Origin of the sequence: Fodinicurvata halophila (genome assembly GCF_042651425.1) — a bacterium.
Taxonomy (GTDB): Bacteria; Pseudomonadota; Alphaproteobacteria; order Kiloniellales; family DSM-21159; genus Fodinicurvata; species Fodinicurvata halophila.
The window spans coordinates 515526-530084 of the sequence record NZ_JBHSCW010000001.1 but is presented as its reverse complement, the minus strand read 5'-3'; the positions used below and the strand labels follow the sequence as shown (position 1 = coordinate 530084).

11 protein-coding genes are annotated in these 14559 nt (G+C 64.3%); 9 read left to right on the top strand and 2 right to left on the bottom strand.

All coding sequences use genetic code 11. From position 1 onward, the window contains the following. The 4 genes from ACFOW6_RS02490 to ACFOW6_RS02475 are packed head-to-tail and all read left to right on the top strand — an operon-like array spanning position 1 to position 3959. Positions 1-981, top strand: a complete 981-nt coding sequence (locus ACFOW6_RS02490) for a branched-chain amino acid ABC transporter permease (protein WP_382420744.1) — start codon at positions 1-3, stop codon at positions 979-981. Further along, complete coding sequence (locus ACFOW6_RS02485) at positions 978-1760, top strand: ABC transporter ATP-binding protein (RefSeq protein ID WP_382420743.1); 783 nt, start codon at positions 978-980, stop codon at positions 1758-1760. Before ACFOW6_RS02490 ends, ACFOW6_RS02485 begins: the two co-directional genes overlap by 4 nt. Next, a complete protein-coding gene (locus ACFOW6_RS02480) occupies positions 1744-2457 on the top strand; it encodes an ABC transporter ATP-binding protein (RefSeq protein ID WP_382420742.1) in 714 nt (237 codons plus the stop codon). Before ACFOW6_RS02485 ends, ACFOW6_RS02480 begins: the two co-directional genes overlap by 17 nt. 11 nt (positions 2458-2468) lie before the next feature. Further along, positions 2469-3959, top strand: a complete 1491-nt coding sequence (locus tag ACFOW6_RS02475) for an aldehyde dehydrogenase (protein ID WP_382420741.1) — start codon at positions 2469-2471, stop codon at positions 3957-3959. Between the two features lie 9 nt (positions 3960-3968). Here the strand turns inward: ACFOW6_RS02475 and ACFOW6_RS02470 are convergent, their stop codons facing one another. Then, positions 3969-4727 carry an IclR family transcriptional regulator gene (locus ACFOW6_RS02470; protein WP_382420740.1) on the bottom strand — a complete coding sequence of 253 codons (759 nt, stop codon included), beginning with the start codon at positions 4725-4727 and terminating at the stop codon, positions 3969-3971. Between the two features lie 319 nt (positions 4728-5046). After that, complete coding sequence (locus tag ACFOW6_RS02465; RefSeq protein WP_382420739.1) at positions 5047-5994, bottom strand: helix-turn-helix transcriptional regulator; 948 nt, start codon at positions 5992-5994, stop codon at positions 5047-5049. 225 nt (positions 5995-6219) lie between these two features. Here ACFOW6_RS02465 and ACFOW6_RS02460 point away from each other — a divergent pair, with 225 nt between their 5' ends. From ACFOW6_RS02460 to ACFOW6_RS02440, 5 genes are all read left to right on the top strand, one after another. Further along, positions 6220-6672 (top strand): hypothetical protein, encoded by a 453-nt coding sequence (locus ACFOW6_RS02460; RefSeq protein ID WP_382420738.1) that lies wholly within the window; start codon positions 6220-6222, stop codon positions 6670-6672. Further along, a complete protein-coding gene (locus tag ACFOW6_RS02455; protein ID WP_382420737.1) occupies positions 6672-8777 on the top strand; it encodes a WG repeat-containing protein in 2106 nt (701 codons plus the stop codon). Before ACFOW6_RS02460 ends, ACFOW6_RS02455 begins: the two co-directional genes overlap by 1 nt. 36 nt (positions 8778-8813) lie before the next feature. Then, positions 8814-9521: a hypothetical protein gene (locus tag ACFOW6_RS02450; RefSeq protein WP_382420736.1), complete on the top strand. Its 708-nt coding sequence runs from the start codon at positions 8814-8816 to the stop codon at positions 9519-9521. Beyond that, positions 9518-12316 (top strand): Ig-like domain-containing protein, encoded by a 2799-nt coding sequence (locus ACFOW6_RS02445; protein ID WP_382420735.1) that lies wholly within the window; start codon positions 9518-9520, stop codon positions 12314-12316. The genes ACFOW6_RS02450 and ACFOW6_RS02445 overlap by 4 nt, the downstream gene beginning before the upstream one ends. A gap of 167 nt (positions 12317-12483) precedes the next feature. Next, complete coding sequence (locus ACFOW6_RS02440) at positions 12484-14553, top strand: WG repeat-containing protein (protein ID WP_382420734.1); 2070 nt, start codon at positions 12484-12486, stop codon at positions 14551-14553. Positions 14554-14559: the final 6 nt, after the last annotated feature.

The following is a 14559-nucleotide window of genomic DNA, read 5'->3' as shown; positions in this document are numbered from 1 at the left end:
ATGGAAAAGAGCACTGTACAGCCGGCCGGGACGCAGGAGGCCTTCTGGACACCGGGACGGGGCGTGTTCGCACTGGCCCTGCTGGCTGCCGCGCTGTTCCCTGTGATCAGCGGCAGCGCCTTTCACTTCCACATCGCGATCATGATCTGTATCGGCATCATCGCCACGATGGGCCTGGGCGTCATCGCGCGTGTCGGGCAGCTGTCGCTCTGTCACGGAGCCTTTGTCGGGGTCGGCGCCTACACCTCCATGCTGATGGTGATGCGGCTCGATCTGCCCTTCATGGCCGGCGTCGTCGCGGCGGTGGTCGTGACCGCCCTGGTCGCGGCCGTGATCGGCGGGCCGCTGCTGCGCCTGCGCGGGGTCTACTTCGTGCTGATTACCTTCGCGCTGAACGAGCTGTTCCGTCTGGTCATGTTGGAGTTTCCTGGCCTGTCGGGTGGCTCCAGCGGCATCGCCAACATTCCGGCGGCCAGCTTCGGCAGCCTGGTGCTGGACGAAAAGGCAAGCTTCTATCCCCTGGCCCTGATCTCGGCTGTCCTGGTGGTGGCCCTGGTGGCCCTGATCGATCGCAGCATGATCGGCCGGCGGTTCTCGGCCGTTGAGGAAAACATCACTCTGGCCGAGTCCTCGGGCATCGCCACGGCCCGCACGCAGAACCTGGCCTTCATCATCGGCAGCGGGATCGCCGGCTTTGCCGGGGCGCTGATGGCGCACTACATCGGTTTCCTCTCGCCGGAAACCTTCCACTTCGAGCTGTCGGTGTCCTACATCATCATGCTGGTGGTCGGCGGTCGCCTGGCGCTGTGGGGTCCCGTGGTGGGGGCGCTTGTCCTGACACCGCTGCCCGAGTTCCTGCGCGGTGCCGTGGAATTCCAGCATGTCTTCTACGGCATTGCCCTGATCGCCATTCTCAGTTTCCTGCCCAACGGGCTGGTATCACTGCCGGAGAAGCTCGCGAAGCTGGGAGGTCGGAAATGACGACACCGATCCTTTCCGTCCAGGGCCTGACCAAGCGCTTCGGCGGCCTGCTGGCCCTGTCCGACGTCACCTTCGATGTCGCACCCGGCCACATCACCGGGCTGATTGGCCCGAACGGCGCGGGCAAGAGTACCGCCTTCAACCTGATCAGCGGGACCCTGCCGGTCAGCGCCGGGCAGGTGACCTTCCAGGGCGAGACCATCACCGGCAAGGCGCCGCACCTGGTAGTAGAGAAGGGGCTGGCGCGCACCTTCCAGGCGGCCACGATCTTTCCGCGCTCCAGTGTGCTCGACAACGTCATCCGCGGTGCCCTGGTGCGCCACGGCGTCGGCTTCTGGCCGCAGCTCTTCATGACCGCCGCGGCACGCCAGGAACTGGAACATGCCAGGCGCGAAGCGGAGGCGATCCTGGAAAGCATGGAGCTGGCGCATCTGCGGGACGTCGAGGCGGGCACCTTGGCCTATGGCCACCAGAAGCGCCTGGGCGTTGCGATCGGCCTGGCTACGCAGCCGCGGCTGCTGCTGCTGGACGAGCCGGCCGCCGGGCTCAATCCCGAAGAGGTCGACAATTTCAGCCGTATCCTGGGGCAGGTTCACAAGAGCTATGACCTGACGCTGCTGGTGGTGGAGCATCACATGCGCCTGATCATGCAGATCTGCGACAAGGTCGTGGTGCTGGACCATGGCACCAAGCTGACCGAAGGCACGCCGGCGGACGTCCAGAACAATCCGAAAGTCATCGAGGCCTATCTTGGGAAAGAACATGCTGGGACAGCTTGAGGTCAGCAACCTGGTGGTGCGTTACGGACCCGTCGAGGCCGTCCGCGACCTGTCATTTTCCGCCGAGCCGGGGCAAGTGGTGGCCCTGATCGGCGCCAATGGCGCCGGCAAGAGCACGACCCTGAAAGCCATCATGGGCCTGTGCGAGCGCCAGCAGGGCCGTGTGCGCGTGGATGGAGACGACGTCCGCGCCCGGCCCGGCGCAGCCCTGGCCCATGGCGTGGCGCTGTCGCCGGAAGGCCGGCGCATGTTCGCGCGCATGACGGTTCAGGAGAACCTGCTGATGGGAGCCTATTCGGGTCAGGGACAGCGCCCGCAGAAACAGGTTCTGGAGCAGGTCTACCAGTACTTCCCGCGTCTGAAGGAGCGCCGCAAGCAGATGGCGGGTTCGCTGTCCGGCGGTGAGCAGCAGATGGCGGCCATCGGCCGGGCCCTGATGGCACAGCCGCGCATCCTGATGCTGGACGAGCCCTCCCTGGGCATCGCGCCCATCATCGTTGCCGACATTGCGCGGATCATTCGCGAGATCAACGAGGATACCGGCGTGACCGTCGTCCTGGTCGAGCAGAACGCACAGATGGCGCTGCAGCTGGCCTCGCGCGGCTATGTGCTGGAAAGCGGGCGGATCGAACTCGCCGGGACAGGCGAGGAACTCTTGGCCAACCCCGAGGTCCGCAAGGCCTATCTTGGAAACTGATGGATAAAGCAATGAGTGTGAACACACCGCACCCCGAGGCGACGCGGATCGAGCTGGGCCGTGACGGCAAATTTCCCCTGCTGCTGGCCGGGCGCTTCCTGGAGGGTGCGGCTGCGGAGATGGAGGTCGTGAACCCGGCCAACGGCCGTGGGATCGGGCGTGCGGCATTTGCGTCCCAGGCCCAGATCGACGAGGCGGTGCGGGCCGGCCGCGAGGCCGCTCTGGCGCCCGATGGCTGGGCGGCGCGCCTGCCGCACGAGCGCGCGGCGGTGCTTTATGCCATCGCCGACGACATCACCCGCAATGTGGATCGCATCGCCGAACTGCAGATGAGCGAGAACGGCAAGACGCGGACGGAATCGCGCGGCCAGGCGCTGAGTGCCGCCGGCACCTTTCGTTACTATGCCGGGGTCTGCGAAAGCCTGGGCGAGGAGATGCCGCCGGCCCGTGGGGACTATTTCAACATCACGGTGCACGAGCCGCTGGGGGTGGTGGCCGCACTGACTCCCTGGAATTCGCCGCTGACCATGGCCGCCCAGAAGATCGCGCCGGCGCTGGCCGCCGGCAATGCCGTGGTCCTGAAGCCGGCCGAGACCACCTCGCTCGTCACCCTGGCCCTGGCCGACTGCTGCGTCGCGGCGGGCCTGCCCGACGGCCTGCTCAGTGTCCTGCTGGGCGGGCGCGCGGTCGGCGAGGGCCTGGTCAACCATCCGCAGGTGGATTGCATCTCCTTCACCGGGGGAACCGAAACCGGCCAGGCCATCGCGCGGGGCGTGGCCGATCGCCTGATCCCCGTCATCCTGGAGTTGGGCGGCAAGTCGCCACATATCGTCTTCGCCGATGCCGACCTGCCGGCCGCGGCCAGGGCGGTCGCCTCGGGCATCTTCGGCGGAACGGGGCAGTCCTGTGTGGCCGGCTCGCGCCTCTTCGTCGAGGCCCCGGTGGTGGATGAATTCCGCCGTCTGCTGATCGCCGAGGCGGAGAAGATGGTAGTGGCGCCGCCGGACACGCCGGAGGCGGTGATCGGACCGCTGGCGTCCTTTTCCCATCGCGACCGGGTCGAGGCCTACGTGAAGCTGGGCCTGGAAGAGGGGGCCACCGTCAGCTATGGCGGCAGGCGCCCGGAGGGCCTGAAGTATGCCGAGGGCGCCTATTACCTGCCCACCATCCTGGAGGGGATCGATAACTCCGCCCGCGTGGCGCAGGAGGAGATCTTCGGGCCGGTGCTCTGCATGATGACCTTCGCCGATGAGAGCGATCTGATCGCCCAGGCCAACGACAGCGCCTATGGCCTGGCCTGCGGCATCTGGACCGGCGACTACAAGTGCGCGTGGCGCGTGGCGCGCGGGGTCGAGGCCGGCACGGTATGGGTCAACACCTACAAGCAGCTGAGCATCGCTGCCCCCTTCGGCGGGTTCAAGCTAAGCGGCCTGGGCCGCGAGAAGGGCATCCAGGGCGTGCGCAGCTATCAGCAGAGCAAGTCCATCTATTGGGGACTGTGAGGCGGCCGTTCAGGCCGCGATGCGGGGAAATCGCCCGCCGAGGGATCCGGTGATCTCCTGCACCGCCTCCATCAGCAGGGGCTGCATCCGGGCGATGTTCTCTTCAGTAAAGCGTTCGCGCGGCCCTGACATGGACAGCGATCCGACCAGGCCGCCGTCGGCCCCGAAGACGGGGGCAGAGATGCCGGCGCAGCTGGCATCGCGTTCGCCCAGGGACAGGGCGTAATACTGGGCGCGAATGCGTTCGGCCTCGTCCCCCTGCTCTCCCTCGAAGGCCAGGATGATCTTGCCCGCCGCGCCGCGGTCGAGTGGCAGGATATCGCCCACGTGCACACGGTCGAGGGTCGAGTGGTTGGAGTTCAGCCGGAACAGACACAGCCGGGTGCGCTCGTCGTGGCGGATGTGGAAGGAGGGGCTTTCCGTGCCGGCCTCCACCAGGCGCTGGAAGATCGGCAGCACGTGTTCGCGCAAGGGGTTGCGCCGCTCGTAGGCCATGCCCAGGCGGTAGACCGTGGGTCCCAGGGCATAGCGTGTCTCGAGGATGCGCACGACATAGCCATAGGCGTGCAGCGTTTCCATCAGGCGCAGGATGGTGCTCTTGTAGAGGCCGGTCTTGCGCGACAGGTCCGAGAGGGTCAGCGGCTCGGACTCGCTTTCCAGCGCGGAGAGGATCGACAGGGCGCGATCGACGGCGGCCACGCCTTTCTGCGGGGCCTCGCGCTCTTCGCCCGCCGTGCTGCTGTCCTTCCGTGCTGACGTCTTGTTCATGTGGTTTTCCCGTAACTCCGCAAGGGATCGACAAAGGCAGGTGGCGGATCCCGCGTCCCTCCATGAACGGTCCGACGGGCCTGTCGCGCGGAAAGGTGCCTCCGGTCGCGAGCTTGGCCGTTACGCTAGCAGAAACAGAATGTGCGTTCTAGCAAATAGAATGCACAGGCGTCGCCTCTCCACTACACCTGAAATGGTATTTCCGGGTGGAAAGTCGATGCCCCGCTCCTGAACCTTCGAGTGTAGAACCTCTTGGCGCTCATGGAAATGGTCTGGTTCGCATGGACGGTTCGGCACCGCCATCGGCTGTGAAAGACTTTCATTTGCGGAAGTTCTCGAGCGCCAGAATGGCCAGCTGCTCACGGCGCCTGATCCCGCATTTCTGCAGAATCGCTTCGCAATGCCTGCGTGCGGTGTTGTATTTCACGCCAAGTGTCCGGGAGATGGACGCCGTTGTATGCCCGGCCAGTATCAGGGCGCTGACCTCCTGTTGCCGCAACGTCAGGCCGAAGGTCCTGGCCAGCATGAAAGCCATTTGTTCAGGGCGTATCTTCTGGACTGAAAGGTGAGGAGAAGGGTTGCGCCCTGTGCTGAGTTCCGGCAGCGGCAGTTGCAGCAGGGCTTCGGGGTCGGGCGGATCTTCGGCGCCCACAATGCGTGCCGGCAAGGGAGAGCTCTCTATGAGCTGCCGCAGCCGCGCCTGGTGCATGTTCCTGCGGTCGATTGCCTGAAATCCCGCTTCGAAGGCCGGCATCAGGAGGCCAAGGAGGGCTTCTGTCCGGCCACTGACGAACCCGGGCGAATCCGGTTCGGCGAAGCCGAAGGCGAAGATTGCCTCGCCGACCGCCAGCCGGGCCGTCATGCCGATGACATGGGGCATGCCGGCAGGTGCGAAGCCGTTCTGAAAGTAGGCCGTTTGCTCGATCTCGTGGCGCGGGGCCAGCGTCTGTTCATTGTAGACCCCGCTGCCCAGCTGTCGCCTGCGCCGGTTCAATCGATCCAGGTCGGGGTCGCGACTGCGGATGTTGCCGTCACGATCCACACCCGCAAGGTTTTCCAGAAGGAAGGGGACAAGCTGCGGTCCCGTTTCCCAGGTCACGAGCCAGGGCTGGCCGTCGTCGAGCCATCCGGCAAAGGCCGCATCTGCGCCGACAAGTTCGGCAATCTCGCCAAGCATGTCCCGAACGCGGCCTTCTTCAAGATCCAACTGCAGGAACTTGCGCTGCAGCTCGATCAGGCGACTGACCGTAGTGGGATCGAGTTCCATCAATGCAGACGCTATCGAAATTCACGATTTAGTGCAAATGCACCATGCATGCGAGGTGCGGGCTGCAGTAGCCTCAAAGGACGTCCTGAAGGTGTTCGGATGCTGGCAGCACGCCGTGGAGGACAATGAACTCTAAGGGGGGCTTTATGAAAAATGGCAAACTCTGTGCAGCCCTGGCGATCCCGTTTCTGATCGACAGAGGCTCAGGAGCTTGACTCGCAGACCATGCTGGTCCTCGACGGGTCCGGCAGCATGTGGGGGCAGATCGATGGGGTGGGCCGCTATGCGGATGTCGAGAACTTCGTGATTGCGCGACTCTACCGCCAGGGCAATTCCAACGATGACATGCACCTGCAGCTGCTTGCGGTCTCGAACGGCAATGAGACCAAGCAGGCTGTCCAGATTGCCGGAGACCTGCGCGGTTATGACCTCGAACAGCTCCTGAAGGATTTCGAAGAAAAGGGCGCCGAACTTACGCTTTCCAAGCGTGGACGGGAGTATCAGGCGAGCCTGAGCATGAACGGCTGGACCCTGCAGGCAGACGGCCCGGAGAGCGTCGAGACGGACCCGGTCACCGTACTGCGCAGCATGGGAGACCCTGTGCTGTTCTCGGGAACATGGGGATCGGAGCAGACGATCAGCGAATTCAACCGTATCGAGATTTTGGAGGTGGAGTGATGCTGATGACCCTGCCTGTCCTGCTTTCCAGGTCGCGCGGACAGGTGCTGTCCGGCGCCATCGTCTTCACCGGTCTGCTCCTGCTGTCACCGGCCGTTGCCCAGGGCTGCGGACCCGCGACGGACTCGGCCCAGGCGGCGGAGGAGGCGGCACTCTACCCCCTGCACCAGGAGGACCTCTGGGGCTATGTCGGTCGCGAGGGGCAGTGGCAGATTGCCCCGCAATGGCGACAGGCGCGGCCCTTCTCGCAAGGGCGCGCTGCCGTCGAAACGGAGGATGGCTGGGGCATCATAGATCGCTCGGGCAGCTACGTCGCCGCGCCCGGCGCGCGTGATGCGGACTCTGTGCGCATTGACGGCGCCGACTATCACCTCCCGCCCTTCAAGCCCTACAGCGAGGGCTGCTCTGCCGCAACGCCGCAGGACGGAGTGCCCCACTACCTTGACCTGGAGGGGGAACGTTGGGATCCGCCCGGGCTGGAAGGCTACCAGGTGAGCGACCTGGGGCCCTTTTCCGAGGGTCTGGCTTGGGTCCGTGTTATTCCCGAAAGCGACTCGGGCGACTCCCGTGTGGGCTGGATCGATGAGCAGGGCGACATGGTGATTCCACCGGAATTCGCCCATGGCGGGGATTTTTCGAAAGGCTGGGCACCGGCTGCCCTGTCGGACGAGAACTGGGGCTACATCGATCGTGAAGGCAACCTCGTCTTTCCCAGGAAATTCATCCTGAGCAAGGCGTCTTCCTATTCCGACGGTCTGGCTGCGGTAACCCAGGGCCAGGACAAGGGGTACAAGGATCAGGAAGACTGGGCCCTGCGCGAACTGACCGAGCCAGACGGCACGACACGCGCCTTTGATGATATCGAGTCCTTTCATGAAGGACGTGCTGCCGTAAAGCCGGAGCGTGCCCCGCAGCGTATTGTCTGGATCGATTCCGAAGGACAGGTGGCCGTAGACCCAGAACGCAATGGGCGCCTCTCCATCTGCGATCCCGAGCGGATGCCGCGCTATCGTCAGGGTCTTCTGCCCCTGGTGGTGGCCAGGGGCGGGAATGTCTGTGGCCAGCCGCTCGAGTTGTCCTGGGATGACAGCCGAGATCCACGCGGCCTGTCGGCGACGCCACCGGGTGTGAAGAGGTTTCCCAAGGCCAAGCTGGTCTATCTGGACCGCACGGGAAAGGTCGTGATTGATTCCACCGACTGTCGCCCCGAACCGGGGGCTGCGCCCCTGTCGGCCACGACGGAAGATGGGGATTTGGCGCCCTCCGCCTATGACATGACCCTGGAGGGCCATGCCACCGGGAGCGTCGCGCCGCAGCGCGCCGATTCCCCATGCAACCTTTCGCGTTATACGGCCTCGGGCCTGAACGCCGAAGGTCCCTGGCAGCTCAGGCTGGAAGGCACGGCTACATGGAAGGATCACCCTGTACACGCTTCCCTGTCGTTCAACCTGCCCACAGGCCTGGAAGAAGGCGAGCACGTCATTCAGGGCGGCTTTGCGGATGACGCCCTGAGAGCCAATCTCTGGCTCAGTCCTATCGGCGCAGCGCCCAGCGCCGAGCGGCCCGACAGCTATCACTCCGTTGAAGGCGGGACACTGGAATTGACGCGGTTCGATCGCGAGGCGATGAGCGGCCGCTTCGCGATGACGCTTGCAGCTTCGGACACACCGGAGAACACGATCGAGCTGTCGGGCCGGTTCCGTGAAATTCCCTACAGCTATGCGCCCGAAGTGGTCGTGAGCGAGGCGACGGGATCCTTTGCCGAGATGGCCGAAGCCATGGAACGGCCAGCGGCCCAGATACTCAGCCCCGGCAAGGCTGAAATCGCCGAGGGCGAATTGAGGGTCCAACTGGGCAGGTGGGGGCCGCAACTCCTGCTGCGTTTCCCGGAAGACCAGGCGGATGGCCCATTCCAGGCAGGTCCGGAACAGCCCGTGAAGGCCAGTTTCGCTGACAATTCGATCCTTGCAAAGGGGGCGCTCGAGCGACGGGATGGCAAGCTGTTCGGCAGCTTCGAGGTCGATATCACCGAACAGTCCCAGATCGAGGGGACCGGGATGATCCGTGGCCGTTTCGATCACCTGCCGATCGTGGCATCGGAATGACCTGAAGGCAGTCTCATGAAGCCAAAGGAGCAAGTTATGCACCAGAGATTCTTCGCGCTTCCCACACTGGCCGGCCTGGTGATGCTGTGTGCATCCCTGACAGGGCCGGCCGCGTCTGCCTTGGCCGAGGGCGCGATTACCTATACCGCCGATGGCGGCGAGATGGGGCAACTGGAAATGACCGAGCGCTGGCGTGGCGGTGCGTTGCGCACGGATATCGCCGGTGTCGAGGCCTACATGCTGATGCGTGACGGGGAAACCTACTCCATCACCAGCGCCGGTGGGCAGATCATGGTCTTCGCGTTGAGCGGGCTGGCAGAGGTTGCCGAGGGGCAGGCTGCCGGCCCGAGCGATCCGCGCGAAGATGCAATGGTGATACCGGAAGAGATCCTGGACATCACGCCCACCGGGGATACGAGGGAGGTGGCAGGCGTGTCAGGTGAAATTCACGAGGTCGCCTGGCTGGACGAGGACGGCGTGCGCCATACCGACACAGCCGTTCTCAGCGACGATCCGCGACTCCTGGAGAACCAGGATCTCAAGATCGAGATGTCGAACCTGGTCAGCGGGCAAGAGCCGAACCCGCTCTCGCAGGCACTGCAGGATCTCGGTTTGGCAGCGTTGAGCTTCGGCGACCGCTATGAAGTGCTGTCCATCGATGATTCACCGGGGCCTGAGGGGGATTTCGAGCTGCCCGCCGAACCCATGGACCTGGGTGACATGACGGGTGGGATGTCCCAGTGAGCCTTTTGCGTTTCCTGGTTCTGGCATTCACGCTGTTTCCAGCGGGCGTTCTGATGGCGCAGGAGGTGTGCGAGCCAACGCGCCCCGTGCAGCAGCCCAGCTGTTCCACTGACGCGATGCTGGCCGCCATCGATCCGCAGCATACGATCGATGTCCTGGGCAATATCAATCCGGAGGCCTTTGTCGGCGGGGCGAATGCCGCGCTTGCACCCGGACAGGCCAACCTGTCGATTTCCGGTGGGGTCTCGGCCGGTGGTGTGGCCTGCGCCAAGCATCTGGGGGCTCGGCGCATCGGCGGCAGCGACGGCGTGCCCGGGCTCAGCGAGGGCATGGCCTCCTTCCTGGAGGACAAGATCGGTAGGGATGTGCCGACCGCTTCAGGCGGACGGCGCCAGGCGGTCTTCGAGATCTTCAGTCCCAACATCATCGTATTCGAATCGGGCGCATTGGGCGATGTCCTCAGCCTGCGCCATGGAGGTATTGGCGGATGGCCCAGCAACAGTGGCGCTTTTCTGCGCATCACGCTGACGGATGCTGCACCTGGCGATCTCCAGGCCGGGGGGTCCTATGACGCCCGGGCAACCGGACTCGATGGCGATGGCGCGCCGGGGAACATCTATACGGCCTGGAGCGGCCGCACCTTCCCGGATCCCTATCCCGACCCCAACACTGCAGAACAGGCCCGGGAGCAGGAAGCGGAAAAGCAGGCCTGCCGGAATGCACGCCGGGCGTTCCTTCGGGCCATGGAGGCATCCTCCGTGCCGCTGCACATTTATGATGGACGTGAAATCGAGGCATTGGACTGTGATTTCCAGGGGACGGCCCAAACCGGCACCCGCACACGGGTTCGGGGCGGTGAGCTGACGGGGACGGTCACGATCGAACGGGTAACCGAAAGCCACGTCATTGGCAGCTTTTCCCTGCAGGGTACCGCTCATGTCGAGCAGCACGACCGGGTCTGGGATCACAGAAGACAGAGCGTCTCCCTAGAAAATCGCGACGAGGGCGACAAATCCCTGAGCCTCTCCGGCCGCTTCTCGGCGCCGAACATGCGCACAGGGGGGTATACCACAGCGCCGCTCGAGGTGGCCCAGGCGCCCGTAAGTGATGCGGATTCGAAGACAGGGCTGGAAGTGGTCGAGCACCGGCCGGAGCGTCACGCACGCAATATCTCCTGGGAAGTTCCGGGTATCCAGGTGAAGTTCAACCGGCCTCTCGATCCCTCCTCGCTGCGACCCGATGCGGCGAAGGTCGAGACAGCCCTGCCGGACGGGCGGAACCGCACGGCCATGGCCGAAGTCCCGATACGCCTGGCCCTGGATGGGCCGTCAACGCTGCGTGTCATTCCCATGAGAGACCTGAGGGATGGCGTGCGCTATCGCGTGACTCTTCCAGGCGGCAGCGCGGGTGTACGGGGCGCCGATGGCCACCGTCTGCCCGTCGATCAGATGTGGAGCTTCGACACCGTGGTCAACCTGCATGACGACGAGCCGATGCAGGATCTGGCCACCTACCTGAAACCCAGGGAGGGGCTCGAGACGAACACCTTCCAGGTGGTGATCGACACGCCCCTCGTGGATCGCAAGCCCGCCGTCATCCGCAGCCATGTCAAATGGCGTCCGGACGATACCGTTGCAGAGGGTTGGCAGGTGACCGACTTCGAAGCGCACCTGCGCGTACGCGACGCGAACAGGCCGGACGGGTCCCTGCTACTGCCGGAAAAGCGCAACGTGCATATCAAGCGTCCGGATCTCTATACCGATGAGGAAAAACGCAGGGCGGAGAACACGGTCAACTTCTTCGGATGGCGGCCCGACTACGAGGAAGTCGACGCGCTGAAGCTGGAAGTCGAACCGGTGCGCGACTGTGGTTCGCCAATGGTGTTCTTCGGGGAGGAGCCTCTCGAGTGGCATCCCCTGCAGCGCGACCTCAAGGTCGGATACACCTTCGCGCGGATCGGCCCCTGGACCTCCGAGGGTCCGGGCGGCTTGTCGCCTGAAATGCGCGCCGAGGGGCACCTGGCCGCAGAAGCGGCAGAGGATTACATCGAGCAGCTCTTTCCGGTGCGCTCCGCGACCCTGTCGCCACAGGCCGACCTGTATTTCAGTCTGGATGACGATGACCGGATCAGTGCCGAGGTCGCGCGCGCAAAGGGAGATGGTTACTATCCGGATGGCAATCCGGGATTTATCGAGGATTTGTTGGCGTCCGATCCGCGTGATTTCGATGACATTCGCACGGAATTGCTCGTTGAAGCTCATAACGCCTTTTCGACGACCGGGTCGGGGTCCGGGCCGGGCGCTGTGGATACCTTCTCGGGCGATTTCGATATCCTGGTGGTCTATATGCCCTATGACTGGATAGAGCGCCTGGGCGTTGCCAATTGGGACCTTGGATCCGAGTTCCTGTGGACGGATGAGGGAGTCTTTTCCAGTCCCGTCGTCGGCATCAGCCTGACCCGGCCGGGCGGCAGCAAGCCCCGTATCGCCGAGCTTACGCCGATCACGCACGAAATCGGACATATTCTTGGCTTGGAGCATAGCCCAAAACCCAGCACAAGCCAGGAACGCTCAATGATGTGCGATATGCACAAGAATTCCATTGAGGAGGATATCGAGGGGATGCGCCTGGCAACTGATGGAAGCGGTGGCGCAAACAAGAACGAGCAGGAAGGAAACGAGGAAAATCCTGACGAACTCGTCAATCTCATGCTGCCCTGCACGGGTCTGAAGGACAACATGTTCGTCAAGCGCGAGCAGTACATGCAGTTGCTCGACAGTTTCAGTCAGTTCTAGCCGCTGTTCATTCAGAAGTGCGGGATATGCCGATGTTGCGAAAAGGTTTGGAATCTGTGCCTGCGGCTGCTGGTTTGAAGAAGCCGATACTTGGGGCAGAACAGAAGGATGCCGCGCCCCGAACTGATCCTGTCCGAATTCGGACAGGTCGAAAGCTGGGAGATAACATGATGCGTTCACTGTCACACATCGGTGCTGCTCTTGCGTTCCTGTCGATCGCGAGCGCGGCACCAGCTATGGCCGGTCCCTGTGGCGCGGCGCTCAGTGATGAAGCGGCCGGGTCGCTTTACCCGCTGCCGGACGGCAATCACTGGGGTTATGTGGACCGTGACGGCGCGTGGCAGATCGCGCCGCGCTGGCGGCAGGTCCGTCCCTTTTCCGAGGGACGTGCCGCTGTGGAAACCGAGGACGGCTGGGGCGTGATCGGCCGTGACGGTGCTTACGTGATTGAGCCCGGCACGCGCGATGCCGACCGGGTCGTGATCGGTGAGGAAACCTATGCATTGTCGCCCTACAAGCCTGCCGCGCAGGGCTGCATCGCCGCCACACCGGCAGACGGCATACCGCATTACCGCACAGTCGACGGCGCGCGTTGGGAGCCGCCCGGCCTCGCCGACCACGACGTCGTGGATCTGGGCAGCTTCTCCGAGGGGCTGGCCTGGGTGCGGGTCGCCAATGAGGACGGCGGCGCCACGGGCTGGATCAATACCGACGGCGGCTGGGCCATCGAGCCGCAGTTCCATGATGGTGGTGATTTCTCCGAGGGCCGGGCGCCAGCTGCCATATCGGACAGCAACTGGGGCTATATTGATGACAGCGGCGCGCTGGTCATGCCGCGCAAATTTGTCCTGAGCGATGCAGGCCCTTACGAGAACGGTCTCGCCCCGGTCACGCTTGGTGATGAAGCCGGCTACATGGACGCCGAGAACTGGGCGCTCCGCGAGATCACTTATCCCGACGGGACCACCAGGCCGATACGTGATGCAGGCCCGTTTTCTGACGGTCGTGCCGCCGTGATCGAAGGCAAGACGTCACGTCCGAGGACCATCTGGATCGACAGCGACGGCGAGGTCGCCTTCATCCCTGGGGACGGGCACTCCTACAGAGTCTGCGACAGGACCCGGGCAGAATTCCACGAAGGCCTTCTGCCGCTTCCCGTCTCGCTGGGCGGCAATATCTGCGGCAAGCCGCCCGAGATCGTTCGCGAAGGCCCGGGCGACCCGCGCAACGGCTCCGAGCAGATGCTCTGGCAGCTCCCGTGGGAGCGCAGCAGGCTCATCTGGCTCGACCAGGACGGTCAGAAGGTCCTGGACTCCAGCGAATGCCGCCGCCCCCACGGTATGGAGCCCCTGCCGACGACGGTCGCCGATGGCGGCCTTGCCAAAGGTGCCTATCGGATAGAGCTTTCGGGCATGGCCGAGGGGACCTTCGGGCCGGTTCGCGCCGATGGGCCCTGTAACACTTCGGAATACGCGCTCGACGACATCGACGGCACGAATGCCGCGGGACCGTGGCGGTTGAGCTTTGAGGGCGTGGCACACTGGCAGGAACGCGGTGTGGAGCTGTATCTGGATGTCATGTTACCCGAAGGTCTCTCGACCGGCACGCACGAGGTGGGCGCGGAGGCCGACGACATGACGGTGTCGGCCCATCTGAGGATGATCCGTAGCGATGACCCCGAAGTGGGTGCGGAGCAGCCCGACAGGTACACCTCGCAGAGCGGGAAGCTCGCCTTGAGCCGCCTCGACCGGGAGGCGGCCAGCGGGGACCTGGAGCTCGAGCTGGCGTCGAGAGATGCGCCTGAGCAGACGATTTCGCTTTCCGTCAGCTTCCGCGAGATTCCCTATCGGTTCGGTCCGGAATTCGCGATGACGGAGGTCACCGGCAGCCTGGCCAGGTTCGACGAGGAGACGCCCGATGATCCGCTGGAGAACTTCTTCCAGCCCCTGGAGGTGACAGAGACGGAGGATCGTCTGACGATTCTGTTCGGCTCTTTCGGCCCGAACCTCGAACTGTCCTTTCCGGCCGGTCACACAGGCCGCTTCACCGCCGGGCCGGACGAGGCGGTCTCGGCCACGTTGGCGGGCGTTCCCGCAGAGGCGGAGGGCACCCTTTCGCGCGCCGACGGCAAGCTCGCCGGCGAGGTTACGGCCGAAATCCACGCTCATCCGGAGCTTGAGGGCCGGGCGAGCGTTTCGGTTCGCTTCGCCCATATCCCGGTTAAGAACCCGGAATGAGCACGC